This window comes from Pseudoalteromonas mucoides, from assembly GCF_049257175.1.
Lineage (GTDB): Bacteria > Pseudomonadota > Gammaproteobacteria > Enterobacterales > Alteromonadaceae > Pseudoalteromonas.
The window spans coordinates 177,211-190,773 of sequence record NZ_JBMMUC010000004.1 but is presented as its reverse complement, the minus strand read 5'-3'; the positions used below and the strand labels follow the sequence as shown (position 1 = coordinate 190,773).

The 13,563-nt window shown below is 41.9% G+C and carries 13 protein-coding genes; 2 read left to right on the top strand and 11 right to left on the bottom strand.

Annotation, left to right across the window (positions count from 1 at the left end; all coding sequences use genetic code 11):
* Positions 1–660, bottom strand: coding sequence for an HD domain-containing protein (locus AAEU30_RS06060; protein ID WP_421959748.1), 660 nt, complete (start codon positions 658–660; stop codon positions 1–3).
* Between the two features lie 137 nt (positions 661–797).
* Here AAEU30_RS06060 and AAEU30_RS06055 point away from each other — a divergent pair, with 137 nt between their 5' ends.
* A complete protein-coding gene (locus tag AAEU30_RS06055) occupies positions 798–1,988 on the top strand; it encodes a class I SAM-dependent methyltransferase (RefSeq protein ID WP_421959747.1) in 1,191 nt (396 codons plus the stop codon).
* Here the strand turns inward: AAEU30_RS06055 and AAEU30_RS06050 are convergent, their stop codons facing one another.
* From AAEU30_RS06050 to hrpA, 3 genes are read right to left on the bottom strand one after another with little or no spacing between them, the layout of a single operon-like run.
* Positions 1,989–2,285 carry a PilZ domain-containing protein gene (locus AAEU30_RS06050; protein WP_421959746.1) on the bottom strand — a complete coding sequence of 99 codons (297 nt, stop codon included), beginning with the start codon at positions 2,283–2,285 and terminating at the stop codon, positions 1,989–1,991.
* A gap of 48 nt (positions 2,286–2,333) precedes the next feature.
* The gene (locus AAEU30_RS06045; RefSeq protein WP_421959745.1) at positions 2,334–2,711 is read right to left on the bottom strand and encodes a response regulator; all 378 of its coding nucleotides are present in this window, start codon (positions 2,709–2,711) and stop codon (positions 2,334–2,336) included.
* 33 nt (positions 2,712–2,744) lie between these two features.
* Positions 2,745–6,632 (bottom strand): ATP-dependent RNA helicase HrpA, encoded by a 3,888-nt coding sequence (gene hrpA / locus AAEU30_RS06040; RefSeq protein WP_421959744.1) that lies wholly within the window; start codon positions 6,630–6,632, stop codon positions 2,745–2,747.
* Between the two features lie 148 nt (positions 6,633–6,780).
* Here hrpA and AAEU30_RS06035 point away from each other — a divergent pair, with 148 nt between their 5' ends.
* Complete coding sequence (locus tag AAEU30_RS06035) at positions 6,781–7,686, top strand: DMT family transporter (RefSeq protein ID WP_421959743.1); 906 nt, start codon at positions 6,781–6,783, stop codon at positions 7,684–7,686.
* Positions 7,687–7,738: 52 nt separating this feature from the next.
* Here AAEU30_RS06035 and AAEU30_RS06030 read toward each other — a convergent pair whose 3' ends face one another.
* The 7 genes from AAEU30_RS06030 to pspB form a co-directional block, all read right to left on the bottom strand.
* Positions 7,739–8,083, bottom strand: coding sequence for a 4a-hydroxytetrahydrobiopterin dehydratase (locus tag AAEU30_RS06030; protein WP_087530773.1), 345 nt, complete (start codon positions 8,081–8,083; stop codon positions 7,739–7,741).
* Between the two features lie 9 nt (positions 8,084–8,092).
* Positions 8,093–8,890 (bottom strand): phenylalanine 4-monooxygenase, encoded by a 798-nt coding sequence (gene phhA / locus AAEU30_RS06025; protein ID WP_421959742.1) that lies wholly within the window; start codon positions 8,888–8,890, stop codon positions 8,093–8,095.
* A 213-nt stretch (positions 8,891–9,103) separates the two neighbouring features.
* On the bottom strand, positions 9,104–10,285 hold the full coding sequence (megL, locus tag AAEU30_RS06020; protein WP_421959741.1) for a methionine gamma-lyase: 1,182 nt from the start codon (positions 10,283–10,285) through the stop codon (positions 9,104–9,106).
* Positions 10,286–10,428: 143 nt separating this feature from the next.
* Positions 10,429–11,454, bottom strand: coding sequence for a TIGR01620 family protein (locus tag AAEU30_RS06015; RefSeq protein ID WP_421959740.1), 1,026 nt, complete (start codon positions 11,452–11,454; stop codon positions 10,429–10,431).
* Positions 11,451–12,866 (bottom strand): YcjX family GTP-binding protein, encoded by a 1,416-nt coding sequence (locus tag AAEU30_RS06010; protein ID WP_421959739.1) that lies wholly within the window; start codon positions 12,864–12,866, stop codon positions 11,451–11,453. Before AAEU30_RS06010 ends, AAEU30_RS06015 begins: the two co-directional genes overlap by 4 nt.
* Positions 12,867–12,924: 58 nt before the next feature.
* A complete protein-coding gene (gene pspC / locus AAEU30_RS06005; RefSeq protein ID WP_087530777.1) occupies positions 12,925–13,326 on the bottom strand; it encodes an envelope stress response membrane protein PspC in 402 nt (133 codons plus the stop codon).
* On the bottom strand, positions 13,323–13,556 hold the full coding sequence (gene pspB / locus AAEU30_RS06000; RefSeq protein WP_099296101.1) for an envelope stress response membrane protein PspB: 234 nt from the start codon (positions 13,554–13,556) through the stop codon (positions 13,323–13,325). Before pspB ends, pspC begins: the two co-directional genes overlap by 4 nt.
* Between the last annotated feature and the right edge of the window lie 7 nt (positions 13,557–13,563).

The window sequence follows — 13,563 nt, the reverse complement described above, 5'->3', positions numbered from 1 at the left end:
TTACTCACCTATTTCTGATTTTAACTGCTCGATAAATGCAAGCATATATTCAGTGCGCCGTTGTGCTTCAGCTTTAGCTGACGGTGTATTCATACTGTTGGCGACATGAAGTAGCTTGATAAAAAAATGATCAAGCGTATAGAGTTTGTCGTCTGCTTCGCGGTTTTGGCAAAATGGGTCTTGTGGGTGATATAAATGACGGCTTATTGAGCCCCCTACCTTCATACAACGGCTCACACCAATTGCGCCTAATGCATCCATTCTATCTGCATCTTGAACAATTTGTGCTTCAACTGATTGTACTTTTATATTAGCACTAAAGCTATGAGCTGCAATTGCATGATGAATTGCATCGAAGTAACTCTCGTCATAGCCGATAGAAGTTAAAAAGGTAATTGCTTTATCTGCGGCCATGGTTGAAGCTTTTGCACGATCAGGGTGATTTTTTGCCACTGCAACACAATCGTGTAACCATGCAGCAGGAAGTACCACGGCCATCTCGGCCTGCTCTGCAATACATAATTGTTTGGCTACTCTCACAACTCGCTCAATATGCGTTATATCATGCGCTACATCGGCGCAAATAAGTGACGAGATAAAGCCACGACATTCATTTTCAAGTGCTTGTAGTGATGCTGATAACGCTATTTGCTGTTCCATAAATTTCGCTGTTTCAATGTAAAACAATATATTACGGCTACTTTACCGCGGTTATAGGTCGTTGTGCAAAACATTCATTGTATGTTCGACCTTGCTTTACTAAAATAGCCGCTAATTAATCTGTCATGAGTATGCAAATGTCATCTGCTATTTACCTGCAAGCTGGTCGCGAAAAGTCGTTAAAAAGAAAACATCCGTGGTTATTTTCTAAAGCCATAAAAAAAATGAAGGGCAAACCGGGTCTAGGTGACACCGTTACTATTCACGATAGCGAAGGTAAGTTTTTAGCAACTGCGGCATATAGCCCACATTCACAAATTCGTGCACGTGTATGGAGCTTTGATGAAAAAGAGGTTATCGACCAAAACTTTTTTGAGCGTCGTTTGCGTCGCGCTTTGCAAGCCCGAGCCCAAGTTATTGAAGAAGGTGGTTTAACAGGGTTTCGTTTATGTGCCGCTGAATCTGACTTTTTACCAGGCGTAACCATTGATAAGTTTGACAATGTATTAGTCTGTCAGCTACTAAGTGCCGGTGCCGAGCGCCACAAGGGCGAAATTGTAGCTGCTCTTATTAGTATTTTCCCAGGTTGTGATGTGTATGAACGCTCTGACGTTGACGTACGAAACAAAGAAGGGCTAGAGCCAACAACCGGAGTACTTTGGGGCAATAAACCCGCGCAACCAGTATTAATAGAAGAAAATGGCTTAAAGCTCGAGGTTGATATTATCGAAGGCCATAAAACTGGCTTTTACCTTGATCAACGTGATAGTCGCGCTGCGCTAGAGCGCTTCTCTAAAGATAAAAAAGTCCTTAACTGCTTTAGTTATACTGGTACTTTTTCACTTTACGCATTACGTGGAGGCTGTGAGCATGTTACTAATGTTGACGTTTCTCAACCAGCGCTTGATACAGCGAAACGCAACGTTGAACATAACAACCTTGATCTAAATAAAGTCGACTTTGTAAAACAAGATGTGTTTAAGCTATTGCGCCAATACCGTGAAGAAGGTGTGTTATTCGACACCATCGTGATGGACCCGCCAAAGTTTGCAGATAACAAAGCACAACTTACTGGCGCGTGTCGTGGTTACAAAGATATCAACATGATTGCTATGCAAATACTTAAACCTGGCGGCACTTTACTGACTTTTTCGTGCTCAGGTTTGATGGAGCAAAACCTCTTTCAAAAAGTAGTAGCCGATGCGGCCCTTGATGCGGGTAAAGATTTATTGATTATGGAACGTTTAAATCAAGCAGCAGATCACCCTATCGCAGGTAGTTATCCTGAAGGATTTTACTTAAAAGGTCTTATCTGCAAAGTATTCTAGCTAGTTAAACTGCATAATCTCAAGCCCTGCGGTGATCGTGCCATCATCTTCTTTAGAAGCGCGTATCACTTTAGCAGTGGCATCTAACGGTGCAATCGCAGGGCTTGTTGAGTCAATATTTACTTTTACTATCGTACCGACTTCTAATAAATCATCTAAATGCAACGATAGGCCTGTTGCACTTAAATCAACACACAGTGCTTCGTACTGCTGATTAGGTACCGGCTCGAGCGTAATTAGCGTCGCCTTTGCATTAATTTGCATGCGTCTGAAATTGCGTTGGTCTTCATTAAACATATCAGCTCCTATGACATTTCCAGTTTATCCGCAAAGGTTCATTAAACCCTAAACAACTGTATTTATTTTATCAAGTAACCCAACCACTGAAAACGGCTTGATAACATAGGCATCACACCCTGCTTCAAATCCAGCTTGTTGTTCTTGCTCTGATTCTAACCCTGACACCATAACAACAGGAATGTTATTCGTCTCTGGGGTATTTTTTAGCATTCTACATGTATCGTAACCATCTAGCCCTGGCATGCACACATCCAGCAAAATAACATCCGGTGGGTTAGCAATGGCTGATGCTAAACAACTCTGCCCTGAATCGGCATAGCTTAACTCAAAGCTACCCGTTAGAGCCGCTTTGAGCATTTCAAAGTTAAAGTACTCATCATCTACAATAAGTAGGCTTAACTGTTTATTTGCGGTTGTACGCATGGTGAGTGTCAGTTCCTTCTTTATTATTCCAGTTTAGTCACATTCTTTTAATGCATTTAAAACTCGTTTCGCTGAAATTGGATAAGGCGTACCTAGGGTTTGCGCAAAAAGTGATACACGAAGCTCCTGCTGCATCCAAAAGATATCAATCAATGCTTGAGGTACTGGCAATCCCGGCGCCACCTTTTTAAGCTGTTTCTGATACTCTTGTGCGACCTTGTCTAATTCTAGTACACATAATCTGTCACGATTTGGGTCTACTGGCAACTTTTCTAAGCGTTTTTCTATCGCTTTTAGGTAACGAATTAAGTCACCCAGTTTTTCAGCGCCATGAGAAGAGACAAAACCTTTAAACACCAGTGACTCTAGCTGGCTTTTTATATCGCCATGCGCCGTGATCATGGTTAAGTCCACTCGCCCTTTCATTTTTTTATGTAAAGCGTGCGCAATACTTAGCACCTGCTCGACTTGTGTTGCTATCGCAACAACGGTATCACCTAGTTCACCGCGTACCTGCTCTTTTACTTGCTCAAATGCTTGCTCGGTTCTCACATCACCTAAGTTTTTAAGTAAGCTGTCTACGCCTGCGGCAATACAATCATCGATTAAATCAGCAATTTTACCAAATGGGTTAAAATAAAGGCCGAGTTTGGCTTTATTCGGCAGATTCTGTTGTAAATATTTGATTGGCGAAGGCACATTTAATAGCACCAAACGACGCAACCCTTGCTGATGCGCTGCGTGTGCTTTGATTTCATTGTCAAATAACTCAACTGCGGTAGATGATTTTTTATCCACCAGCGCAGGATACGCTTTAATTTCGTACTGTCCTTGTTTTTTAACATAGGAAGCGGGAAGCTTACCAAAATCCCACTGCGTTAAATCTGCTTTTTCAATTCCTTTATCAGCTACTTTAGACAGTGTTTGCGTTACTTTACCTTGCAGTTGCGCTTTTAGCTTAGCTAAGTCCATACCGCGAGCGAGCAGTGCATTTTTGTCATCACGCACTTCAAACTGAAACCGTAAATGGGTGGCTAGTGTTGTTAAATCCCATGCATCAGGTTCAACGCGTACCCCGGTCATACGTAACAGCTGATGACTAAGCGCTTCAATGAAGTTGCCTTGCATTGGTGTAATAGCGCCAAGTACAGCATCAGCATAGTTTGGTGCAGGCACAAAATTACGACGCAATGATTTCGGCAACGATTTTATTAAACCAGTAATAAGCTCATGGCGAAACGCCGGAATATGCCAATCAAAACCTGTTTCTTCAATCTGGTTCAATAATGCCACCGGTATTTGCACTGCTACCCCATCGACGGCTTGGCCTGGATCAAAATGATAGCTCAGTGGCAACATTAAATTATTTTGCTGCCACACATCAGGGTAGTCAAACTCGGTAACACTGTCAGCACCGTGTTGCATTAAATCGTCACGGGTCATATGTAAAAAACGTTTGTCTTGCTGCTTTTTAGTTTTATACCACTTAGTAAATGCCGCACGGTTATTTATATCTTGCGGGATTTTTTTATCGTAAAACTCATAAAGGGTTTGCTCATCAACGAGTATGTCGCGGCGGCGGCTTTTATTCTCAAGCGTTTGAATATCTTCAATCAGCTCACGATTGAACTGTAAAAACCCTTCATTTTGACCCAGTTCTTGTTCAACCAGAGCGCTTCGAATAAATAGCTCGCGGCTCACTTTTGGGTCAATGTTGCTATACACACAACGGCGTTTAGAGACAATGATCAACCCGTAAAGCACTTGTTGCTCAAATGCGATAACAGCGCCCGGCTTTTTCTCCCAGTGGGGTTCACTGTAACTACGTTTAACTAAATGCTGTGCAAGCGGCTCAACCCAATCAAGGTTTATTTTGGCATTGATGCGCGCATACAACTTACTGGTTTCAACCAGCTCCGCCGACATAATCCATTTAGGGCTCTTTTTAAATAATCCTGAACCTGGAAAGATATGAAACTGACTATTGCGTGCACCTTTGTACAACTGCTTTTCGTCTTTAAAACCAATATGGCTCAGCATACCGCTCAATAATGCTTGGTGGATTTTATCGCCGTCAGCTACATTGGTAGTGGCTTTCATACCCATCTCGTTACAAACCGTGCTTAGTTGATAAACAATATCTTGCCACTCACGAATACGCATATACGCCAGCATGTCTTTTTGGCAAAGCTTTCTAAATTGGCTGTTACTGAGCTCGCTTTGCTGCTCTTCTAAGTAATTCCATAAATTTAAAAATGCAATGAAATCTGAATCTGGGTCGTCAAAACGGCCATGGTTTTCATTGGCTGCGGCACGTTTTTCTTGTGGTCGTTCACGAGGGTCTTGAATCGACAGTGCAGCAACAATAATAATAACTTCTCGCAGTGCCCCAAGTTTTTGTGCAGTTAATACCATTTTAGCTAAACGCGGGTCTACCGGGAGTCTACTTAAGTCCATACCCGATTTTGTTAAGCGAGTTTCTTGATGGCGTTTACTTGGTTTAACCGCTTCAAGTTCTTCCAGCAAAGTTAAACCATCGTTAATATTACGACTATCAGGCGCTTGTACAAATGGAAAGTTAGCCATGTCGCCTAGGCCTAAACCAAGCATTTTTAAAATAACCGAGGCTAAGTTGGTACGCAGTATTTCAGGGTCGGTAAACTCAGGTCGCGAATTAAAGTCTTCTTCTGCATATAAACGAATGCATATCCCCGCCTCAACACGGCCACAGCGCCCTTTACGCTGATTGGCACTTGCCTGTGAAATTGGTTCAATAGGCAAGCGCTGTACTTTGGTTCGGTAGCTGTAGCGGCTAATACGCGCAGTACCAGGGTCAATAACATAACGAATTCCCGGTACCGTTAAAGACGTTTCAGCCACGTTGGTCGACAAAATAATATGGCGGCGACTATGTGGGGCAAAAATGCGGTTTTGCTCTGCATTTGATAGTCGCGAATACAGCGGCAGTACATCAGCTCCTTTAAGGTTACGCTTACTGAGTGCATCGGCGGTATCACGTATTTCCCGTTCACCATTTAAAAAGATTAAAATATCGCCTGGGCCTTCTTGGCACAGTTCATCAACTGCATCAAAAATACCTTGTAGTTGATCGCCCTCTGCTTCCATGTCGTCTTTATCAATTTCAACTAACGGTCTGTAACGGACATCCACCGGGAAAGTACGCCCTGATACTTCAATAATCGGTGCTTCATTAAAATGTTTTGAGAAACGCTCAGGGTCAATCGTTGCAGAGGTAATAATGACTTTTAAATCGGGGCGTTTTGGTAATAGGTTTTTTAAATAACCTAAAATAAAATCGATATTAAGGCTACGCTCGTGGGCTTCATCAATAATGATGGTGTCGTATTGATTTAAAAAACGGTCTTGCTGAATTTCAGCTAGCAAAATACCGTCGGTCATCAATTTAATGTAACTATTATTTGATACTTGGTCGCTAAAACGAATTTTAAAACCCACCTGCTGGCCAAGTTCGCATTGCATCTCACTAGCAATACGATCTGCAACACTGCGTGCCGCTAAACGTCTCGGTTGTGTGTGACCAATATAGCCATCAACGCCACGGCCAAGCTCTAAACACATTTTAGGTATTTGAGTTGTTTTACCTGAACCTGTTTCGCCAGCGATGATAACTACTTGGTTATTAGCAATAGCGTCTTTGATGTCGTCTTTTTTCTGACTAACTGGGAGCTGCTCAGGGTATGTTACCTTTGGTAACTGGGCTAAGCGGACCTCTCGTAATTGTTGACTACGTGTTATATCCGCGGTTATTTTTTCTATAACAGCGGCTTGTTTTGCTTCATCGGATATTTTTTTTATGCCATGAAGGCGCTTTTTAAAGATGAATTGATCTTTTCTTAAACACGTTTTGAGTTCACCAAACAATTGACCTAGGTTTACCACCCGCGACTTCCTTAATAATTTTTGAATAAAGACACCCAATTGTATCAAACTTTGCAGCAATATAAATTTTATCTGTGAGTGCCGATTTTGGCTGAGCCTGTAAACTGTCAATGCTATGCTTAGCGCTTAATCATTTAAGGTGTTAACTATGAGCTTGAAAAGTTTGATCCAACTATTTGCGCTTGCGGCTATTTGGGGCGCATCATTTTTATTTATGCGAATGGCAGCAGCTAGTTTAGGTCCAGCTGTACTGATTGAATTTAGAGTCGGCTTTGCAGCTCTTACATTGTTTTTAGTAGCACTGTACATTAAACGCCAATCTGTTTTTAAGAGCTTAGCGTTTAAAGCCCATCGTAAACATTTTTTTATTATTGGCGCACTTAATTCCGCACTGCCCTTTTTACTCTTTGCGTATGCAGCCCAAACAATCAGCGCATCAACGTTATCTATATTAAATTCAACAACCCCTATTTGGGCAGCTGTAGTAGGTGTAATATGGGCTAAAACAAAACCCACAAAGAGTATGGTTTGTGGTTTAGTGCTTGGTTTAATTGGTGTTGTACTGCTTGTAGGGCAAGATAACTTTAGCCCAGATTCAGACTCTCTGATAGCTATTATTGCGGCGCTTTGCGCCTCATTAAGCTACGCCATTGCATCTCATTACACTAAGCATGCACCTAAGTTAACGCCTTTTAATAATGCTCATGGCTCGATGTGGGCAGCAAGCATATTGGTACTCCCGCTCGTTTTTGTCATGCCGATTCGAGCAGTCCCAACCACAGACATCATATTAGGGGTTGTTGCTTTAGGCGTGATTTGTACTGGTATTGCCTATATTTTATTTTTTAATTTAATTGAAGAAATAGGCCCAACGTCGGCACTGACCGTGACGTTCTTAATTCCGCTTTTTGGTATTCTTTGGGGTCATATAGTGCTTGATGAACAGATTGGTTCAAACACCCTGCTTGGTGCATTGTGTGTCATAAGTGGCACCATGTTAGTCACTGGCTTTTTACCTAAAAAACGGTCACTAGGCTCACCAAAAAACACGTAAAAAAAGGTGCATTTATAATGCACCTTTTATCCTATGGGTAAAACAGGATTAGTTATAAAGCAGCAAAAACCTCGTCAGTTTTTGCAGCACAGATAAAGTCATTTTTATGAAGACCTTTAATTGAATGGCTCCACCACGTTACCGTCACTTTGCCCCATTCAGTTAATAAACCTGGGTGATGGCCTTCGTCTTCAGCCATATCACCCACTTTGTTAGTAAAAGCAATAGCTTGTTTAAAGTTTTTAAATTTATAAACACGCTCTAACTGCATAATGCCATCGCGTACTTCTGGCACCCAGTCTGGGATCATTTTAATTAGTTCTGCTAGCTCTTCGTCTGATACTTTTGGAGCATCAACATGACAGGCTTCACACTTTTGTGCGCTTAATGATGACATTTTAAATCCTTAACTTGCTAATTTTTCTTTAGGAGGAAATTTTGGGTCGTGTAACCCTAACTCTTTTGCTTGCTCAACTATCGCCATAATATCCAACTGTGAAATATCAAATAAATCATGGATAGAGTTTATGGTGTAGTACAAAGGCTGCATTATATCAATGCGGTACGGTGTGCGTAATACATCAAGCACATTCATTGGGTTAATTTCTGGCGTGTCAGAGTACACGTATTGTGTCTCGCCAGGGCTTGATAAAATACCACCGCCGTAAATACGTAGGCCGTCTTCGGTTTGCATCAAACCAAACTCAACAGTAAACCAATACATACGCGCTAAGTAAACGCGATCTTTTTTCTCTGCTGCGTACCCTAGCTGACCATACTTATGAGTAAACTCAGCAAAATCAGGGTTAGTGAGCATGGCACAATGGCCAAATATTTCATGGAAAATATCTGGCTCTTGTAAATAATCAAACTCTTCACGTGTTCTTATAAAAGTAGCTACAGGGAACTGCTTGTTCGCCAATAAACGAAAGAACTCATCAAAGTCAATCAATGCAGGCACTGGGGCGACTTGCCAACCTGTAGTTGCTAGCAACACTTCGTTTAACTCGCTTAGTTGCGGGATGCGATCATGAGGAAGGTTTATTTTTTTTAGCCCTTCCATGTATTCATTACACGCTTTGCCTTCGATGCACTTTAATTGACGGGCAACGAGTTCTGACCATATTTTATTTTCTTCATCGCTCCAATGAATCACCCCATTTTCATCGGGTGTTCTAGAGGTGTACTTGCTTGCTTTAGCCATAATTACCTTCTTGCTGTTAAACCGAATATCGGTATCAACGTGTTACCCAGATACTAAGCAAATGTAAGGCAAAGTTTAATAGCTGGGTTCACATCAGCCAATGGCCACAACACCTAGATCGTAAAGTTAAAATTACGACTTTAAAGAAAAATATTTACACCCTTAATTATAAAGGCCCTAAGACCAACTTAAACGTACACTTAAAGTTACACTCTACATAATTTGAGTAAATGCATGGTTGAGATCGTTAATTATGTCGTTAACATCTTCAAGCCCAACAGATAGTCGAATTAAGCCATCGCTTATACCCGCAGCCGTTCTTTCCTCTGGTGTATAGGGCGAGTGAGTCATAGAAGCAGGGTGTTGTATCAAGGTTTCAGCATCACCTAAGCTCACCGCTAATGTGCAAAGCTTGGTGCTATTAATAAACTGCTCGCCATCTTTTAAGCTGCCTTTTAACTCAAATGCGATAACCCCACCAGCCGCTTTCATTTGCGTGCCAATAAACTTATTACCCGGGTGTGACTTCAAACCTGGGTAATAAACGGTGTTGACATGTGGGTGTTGCTCTAAAAATTCAGCAACAGTTTGCGCGCTTTCACAATGGCGTTGCATTCGTATTGCTAATGTTTTTAAACCACGGTTTATTAGCCAAGCATCATGGGGGCTAATGGTTGCCCCAATGTCTTTAAGTACCGTCATTTTGATTAAGTTGATATGCTCATCGGAGCCACACACTAAACCCGCCACTACATCGCCATGGCCGTTTAAGTATTTTGTTGCGCTGTGTACGATTAAATCAATGCCATAGTCAGTTGGTTTTTGCAGCAGCGGGGTTAAAAAGGTATTGTCGATAACACTAATAAGCTGATGCTGTTTGGCAACGTCGCTGATCAAATTTAAATCCATCACCGCCATTGTTGGGTTAATCGGGGTTTCAGCAAAAATCATTTTTGAGTTTGGTTTTATCGCCTCACGTAATGCTTGCTCATTGGTCATATCAACAAAGCTTACCTCAATTCCCCAGCGCGGTAGCATATGAGCAAAAAAAGCAAATGTGCAGCCATACAAAGCACTTGATGCAACAAGGTGATCCCCCTGTGAAAGAAAGCTCAACACCGATGCTGACACAGCCCCCATTCCGGTTGCTGTGGCCGCAGCGGCTTCGCAGTTTTCTAGTTGAGCAACCTTTTGCTCAAGCTCAGTGGTTGTTGGGTTACCTAAACGAGTATAAATATAACCGGGCTCTTCTCCTGCAAATCGAGCTGCACCTTGTGCTGCATCAGTAAAGTGAAAAGTAGAGGTTTGATATAAAGGCGATGTTAAAGCGCCATGCGGATCGTTCGCTTTTTTTGGCCCATGAATACATTGACTGTCGATGTGGAGTTTATTCATTGTTTGATCTTTTTTGATTATTATTAATATAATAATCAAAGCGTATCAGCTGGTAGATAACAAGCATGCCGGATGCACAGATGGCTATTTAGTGTTAAGCACCTAATAGCCACTGTACAGATATGTTGTCAGATCTATGGGGGCTATTGATCTTGGCTTGTCTTTATACGAGACACAATTTTACTGGCAATAAGCTGGGCGGTGCCTTTGAGCAAGCTGCGTTTATGCTCTAGACGAGGTAACGGACGGCTCAACTCCATCGCTTTATAACCAATACGCGCGGTAAATATGCCAGCACTTAAACCTTGCGCCGCGCGACCAGACAGCTTACCAAGTAACTCAGCGCTAAGTGCGGTTGCCGCTAAATCAGAGACCAGCTCTGCACTACCGACAAACATCACCTGCTTTATCAACATTCTATAAAGCTTAATACGGCTTGCATATCCAAAGCCAATGCCATAAATGCGCCCTATTTGCTCTATTAATTTAGTGCCTCGCCAAAGCACGGCCATCATATCAACTAATGCAAGCGGGCTAAGTGCCACCAGCAAGCCTGACTCTGTCGCAAAACGGTTAATTAATTTTTTTGCTTGAGTATCTTGCGTAACTAATAAGCTATCAGCGTACAAGGTCATGATTTCTTTATCGGTATGGTGCGTTGCAACACTTGCTTTAAATTCAGCAAACCCTGTTAACTGCTGATGCTTATTGAGTTTTTCAAGCCAAGGTAATGCACCACCTAGCTGTTCAGAATTAAGTAACCTATCGGCTTCGTGACGGTGTAATTGATTGCGCTTTAAACTGCGCAACATACGGTATTCACGCCATAACAAGCGGCCAATTAGCAAAAAGCCAGTAACAACGGCTATCGAATAAACAGTGCCTAATATAATCGATTGTTGAAATGCAACCACTAACGAAAATGCAAATTCCATCAACACTAACGTTAAAAAGCTGACAACGAATAAGCCCTTTAAGGTCTGCCATTTTGATTTTTTATAAACCGGTTCTAAGTCAATACCCTCTTCTAACTCAGGCTCTTGCTCTTCTTGGTGCTCAAATTCACCGTGTTCAACGATTTTTGCAGTAACCAAGTTTAATTCAGGATCGCCAATCGGCTGCTCTGACTCAATACGCCTTCCCGCTTGAAATGAAGTTGATTCACTCATGTAAGTTTATCTCCTAATAGGTACTGCATAACATGATCTAATCGAATATGCTTTAACTGTTTATCCGGGCAAGGCATAGGTGAGAATGACAAAAACTCAAATCCGTTTGCAGGCCACTCTGCTTTAGTCAACATGCGTGATGGTGGCTGTGGCGGTAAGTAAGTTAGCCATTGCTGCTCATTTAATGGTTTGCCATAAATACAATTAAGGGGCTGTCCCTGCTCAGTAATTTTTCGAGGTTGCGTCGCCGCGATAGAAGACATCGCGATGGTCTCTATTTTCACTCCGTCAAACTTTAGATGATTTGCTTGCTCATGCACCAATGAATCCAGTAATAAGGCTAAATCTTTATGGTGTTCACCACTGATATGATCTGATTTATTAGCCGCAAACAATAATTTGTCTATATTGGGTTTGAACAAACGCTTTATAAAGCTATTTTCACCATAGCTAAAATGCGCCATTAATTGCCCAATAACAGCGCTTTGCTCATGCAGCGTTTCAGGGCCTTCATTTAATGCACTCAGTACATCCACCAGCACTATCTGACGGTCAAAATGACGAAAGTGCTGGGTATAAAATGGTTTCACCACTTCTTTTACATAGGCGTTAAAACGCTTATTTAAATGTGCTAAATTTGAGCCGGGTATTACTTCAGAGTCATAGTCAGCCACAGGGAAAAACAACAAAAGGGGCGCCCCTTGCAGTTCACCTGGCATCAACATGCGACCAGGTTGCAACATCGCAAGTTTAGTGTCTTTTTTTAATCCGACTAACAAGCTTTGGTAGAGTTTGGCAAGTTCACTCAATGCCTGCTCATCAACAGGCGCATTCAAGTCGAGATTATTGAGTGCGGATAAAAAATCTTGCGCTTTATCAACACGAGGCTGCTGCTCTAATAACGCGTATTGTTGCTCGCACCACTGCTGAAAGCTTTGTTCAAGCATTGGTAAATCGAGCAACCATTCACCCGGGTAATCGATAATATCAAGGTATAATGTTGATTGTGGTGCAATGTGTGAGCGTAAGCCTGAGCCACTTTGGTATTTAATAGCCAAGCGTAAGGTATTTATGCGCTCAGTTGAGGCAGGCCACATAGGTTCACCATCGTGAGGCAGTAATGCCCCTAACGCATTTTGATAAGCAAACGTTGGAATAGTCAGCGCTTGTTGCGGCACCACTTTGGTGGCGATATGGCGCTTTTGCTGCATAACATCAAAAAAAGGTAAGTTTTTATCGTCAGCTTGGCTGGTCAAATGTTTAACAAGCGCAGTTATAAATGCTGTTTTACCGCTACCACTTAAGCCTGTTACGGCAAGCTTTACATGTTGGTCTAAACTTCGGTGGACCGCTTTTTCAGCTTTCCCTTTGAGTTTATTTAACGCTTTTTTAGCAGATGAAGTGTTTATCATAATGAGTGAGCACTTTATCTACTTACTTTACGAGTCTGATAAAGTGCTATTAAATCCTTTAAAGCTTATTGATTTCACGGCTAACCGTAAACTCTGTTGAAGTAACGTAACGTTCCATCTCTTGTAAGCGAGAATCTACACGGCCTAAACGATCTTTGAGATCTTGTAATGCCCGACGTGGTGGCTCACCTTTTTGCCATACTTTAAATTTTACTTCAAGTGGATCTTCATGCTGTGTTGCATAAGAGCTTGCCGGTGAATTTGCAGGTTTTTTATCTAAGATAAACCATGCTGCAATATACGCGACCACAAATAAGGGGCCGCCGGCTAATAAAACTGCGGTGACAAAAATGATTCTGACTAACCACAATTCCATATTAAAATAATCACTGAGTCCTGCACATACACCGGCAATTTTGCCGCGTACTGGGTCTCTTAACAGTTCGCGTTTAGTATTCATACCTTACGTCTCCACTGTGGGGCCTCTTGATCAAGTAGTGCTTCTAGTGTTTCTACTCGGTCTGCCATTTTATCTGCTTTTTGAGCAAGCTCTAATAACTGGCGGTGTTCATGTTCACTCAAGCCTTGGCTTACCTGCTTTTTGCTACGATAATGTAAAATTAACCAAAGTGGCGCCACCACAATCATAAAAATGATAATTGGGGCAACCAACACATCTGCGTCAATCATAACCTTC

Excerpts from the sequence above, each read along its gene's own strand:
- pspC (WP_087530777.1), bottom strand. The coding sequence starts at position 13,326 with ATGAATACTAAACGCGAACTGTTAAGAGACCCAGTACGCGGCAAAATT.
- megL (WP_421959741.1), bottom strand. The coding sequence starts at position 10,285 with ATGAATAAACTCCACATCGACAGTCAATGTATTCATGGGCCAAAAAAA.
- pspB (WP_099296101.1), bottom strand. The coding sequence starts at position 13,556 with ATGATTGACGCAGATGTGTTGGTTGCCCCAATTATCATTTTTATGATT.
- AAEU30_RS06045 (WP_421959745.1), bottom strand. The coding sequence starts at position 2,711 with ATGCGTACAACCGCAAATAAACAGTTAAGCCTACTTATTGTAGATGAT.
- AAEU30_RS06050 (WP_421959746.1), bottom strand. The coding sequence starts at position 2,285 with ATGTTTAATGAAGACCAACGCAATTTCAGACGCATGCAAATTAATGCA.
- AAEU30_RS06060 (WP_421959748.1), bottom strand. The coding sequence starts at position 660 with ATGGAACAGCAAATAGCGTTATCAGCATCACTACAAGCACTTGAAAAT.
- AAEU30_RS06030 (WP_087530773.1), bottom strand. The coding sequence starts at position 8,083 with ATGTCATCATTAAGCGCACAAAAGTGTGAAGCCTGTCATGTTGATGCT.
- phhA (WP_421959742.1), bottom strand. The coding sequence starts at position 8,890 with ATGGCTAAAGCAAGCAAGTACACCTCTAGAACACCCGATGAAAATGGG.
- AAEU30_RS06055 (WP_421959747.1), top strand. The coding sequence starts at position 798 with ATGTCATCTGCTATTTACCTGCAAGCTGGTCGCGAAAAGTCGTTAAAA.
- AAEU30_RS06010 (WP_421959739.1), bottom strand. The coding sequence starts at position 12,866 with ATGATAAACACTTCATCTGCTAAAAAAGCGTTAAATAAACTCAAAGGG.
- AAEU30_RS06015 (WP_421959740.1), bottom strand. The coding sequence starts at position 11,454 with ATGAGTGAATCAACTTCATTTCAAGCGGGAAGGCGTATTGAGTCAGAG.
- AAEU30_RS06035 (WP_421959743.1), top strand. The coding sequence starts at position 6,781 with ATGAGCTTGAAAAGTTTGATCCAACTATTTGCGCTTGCGGCTATTTGG.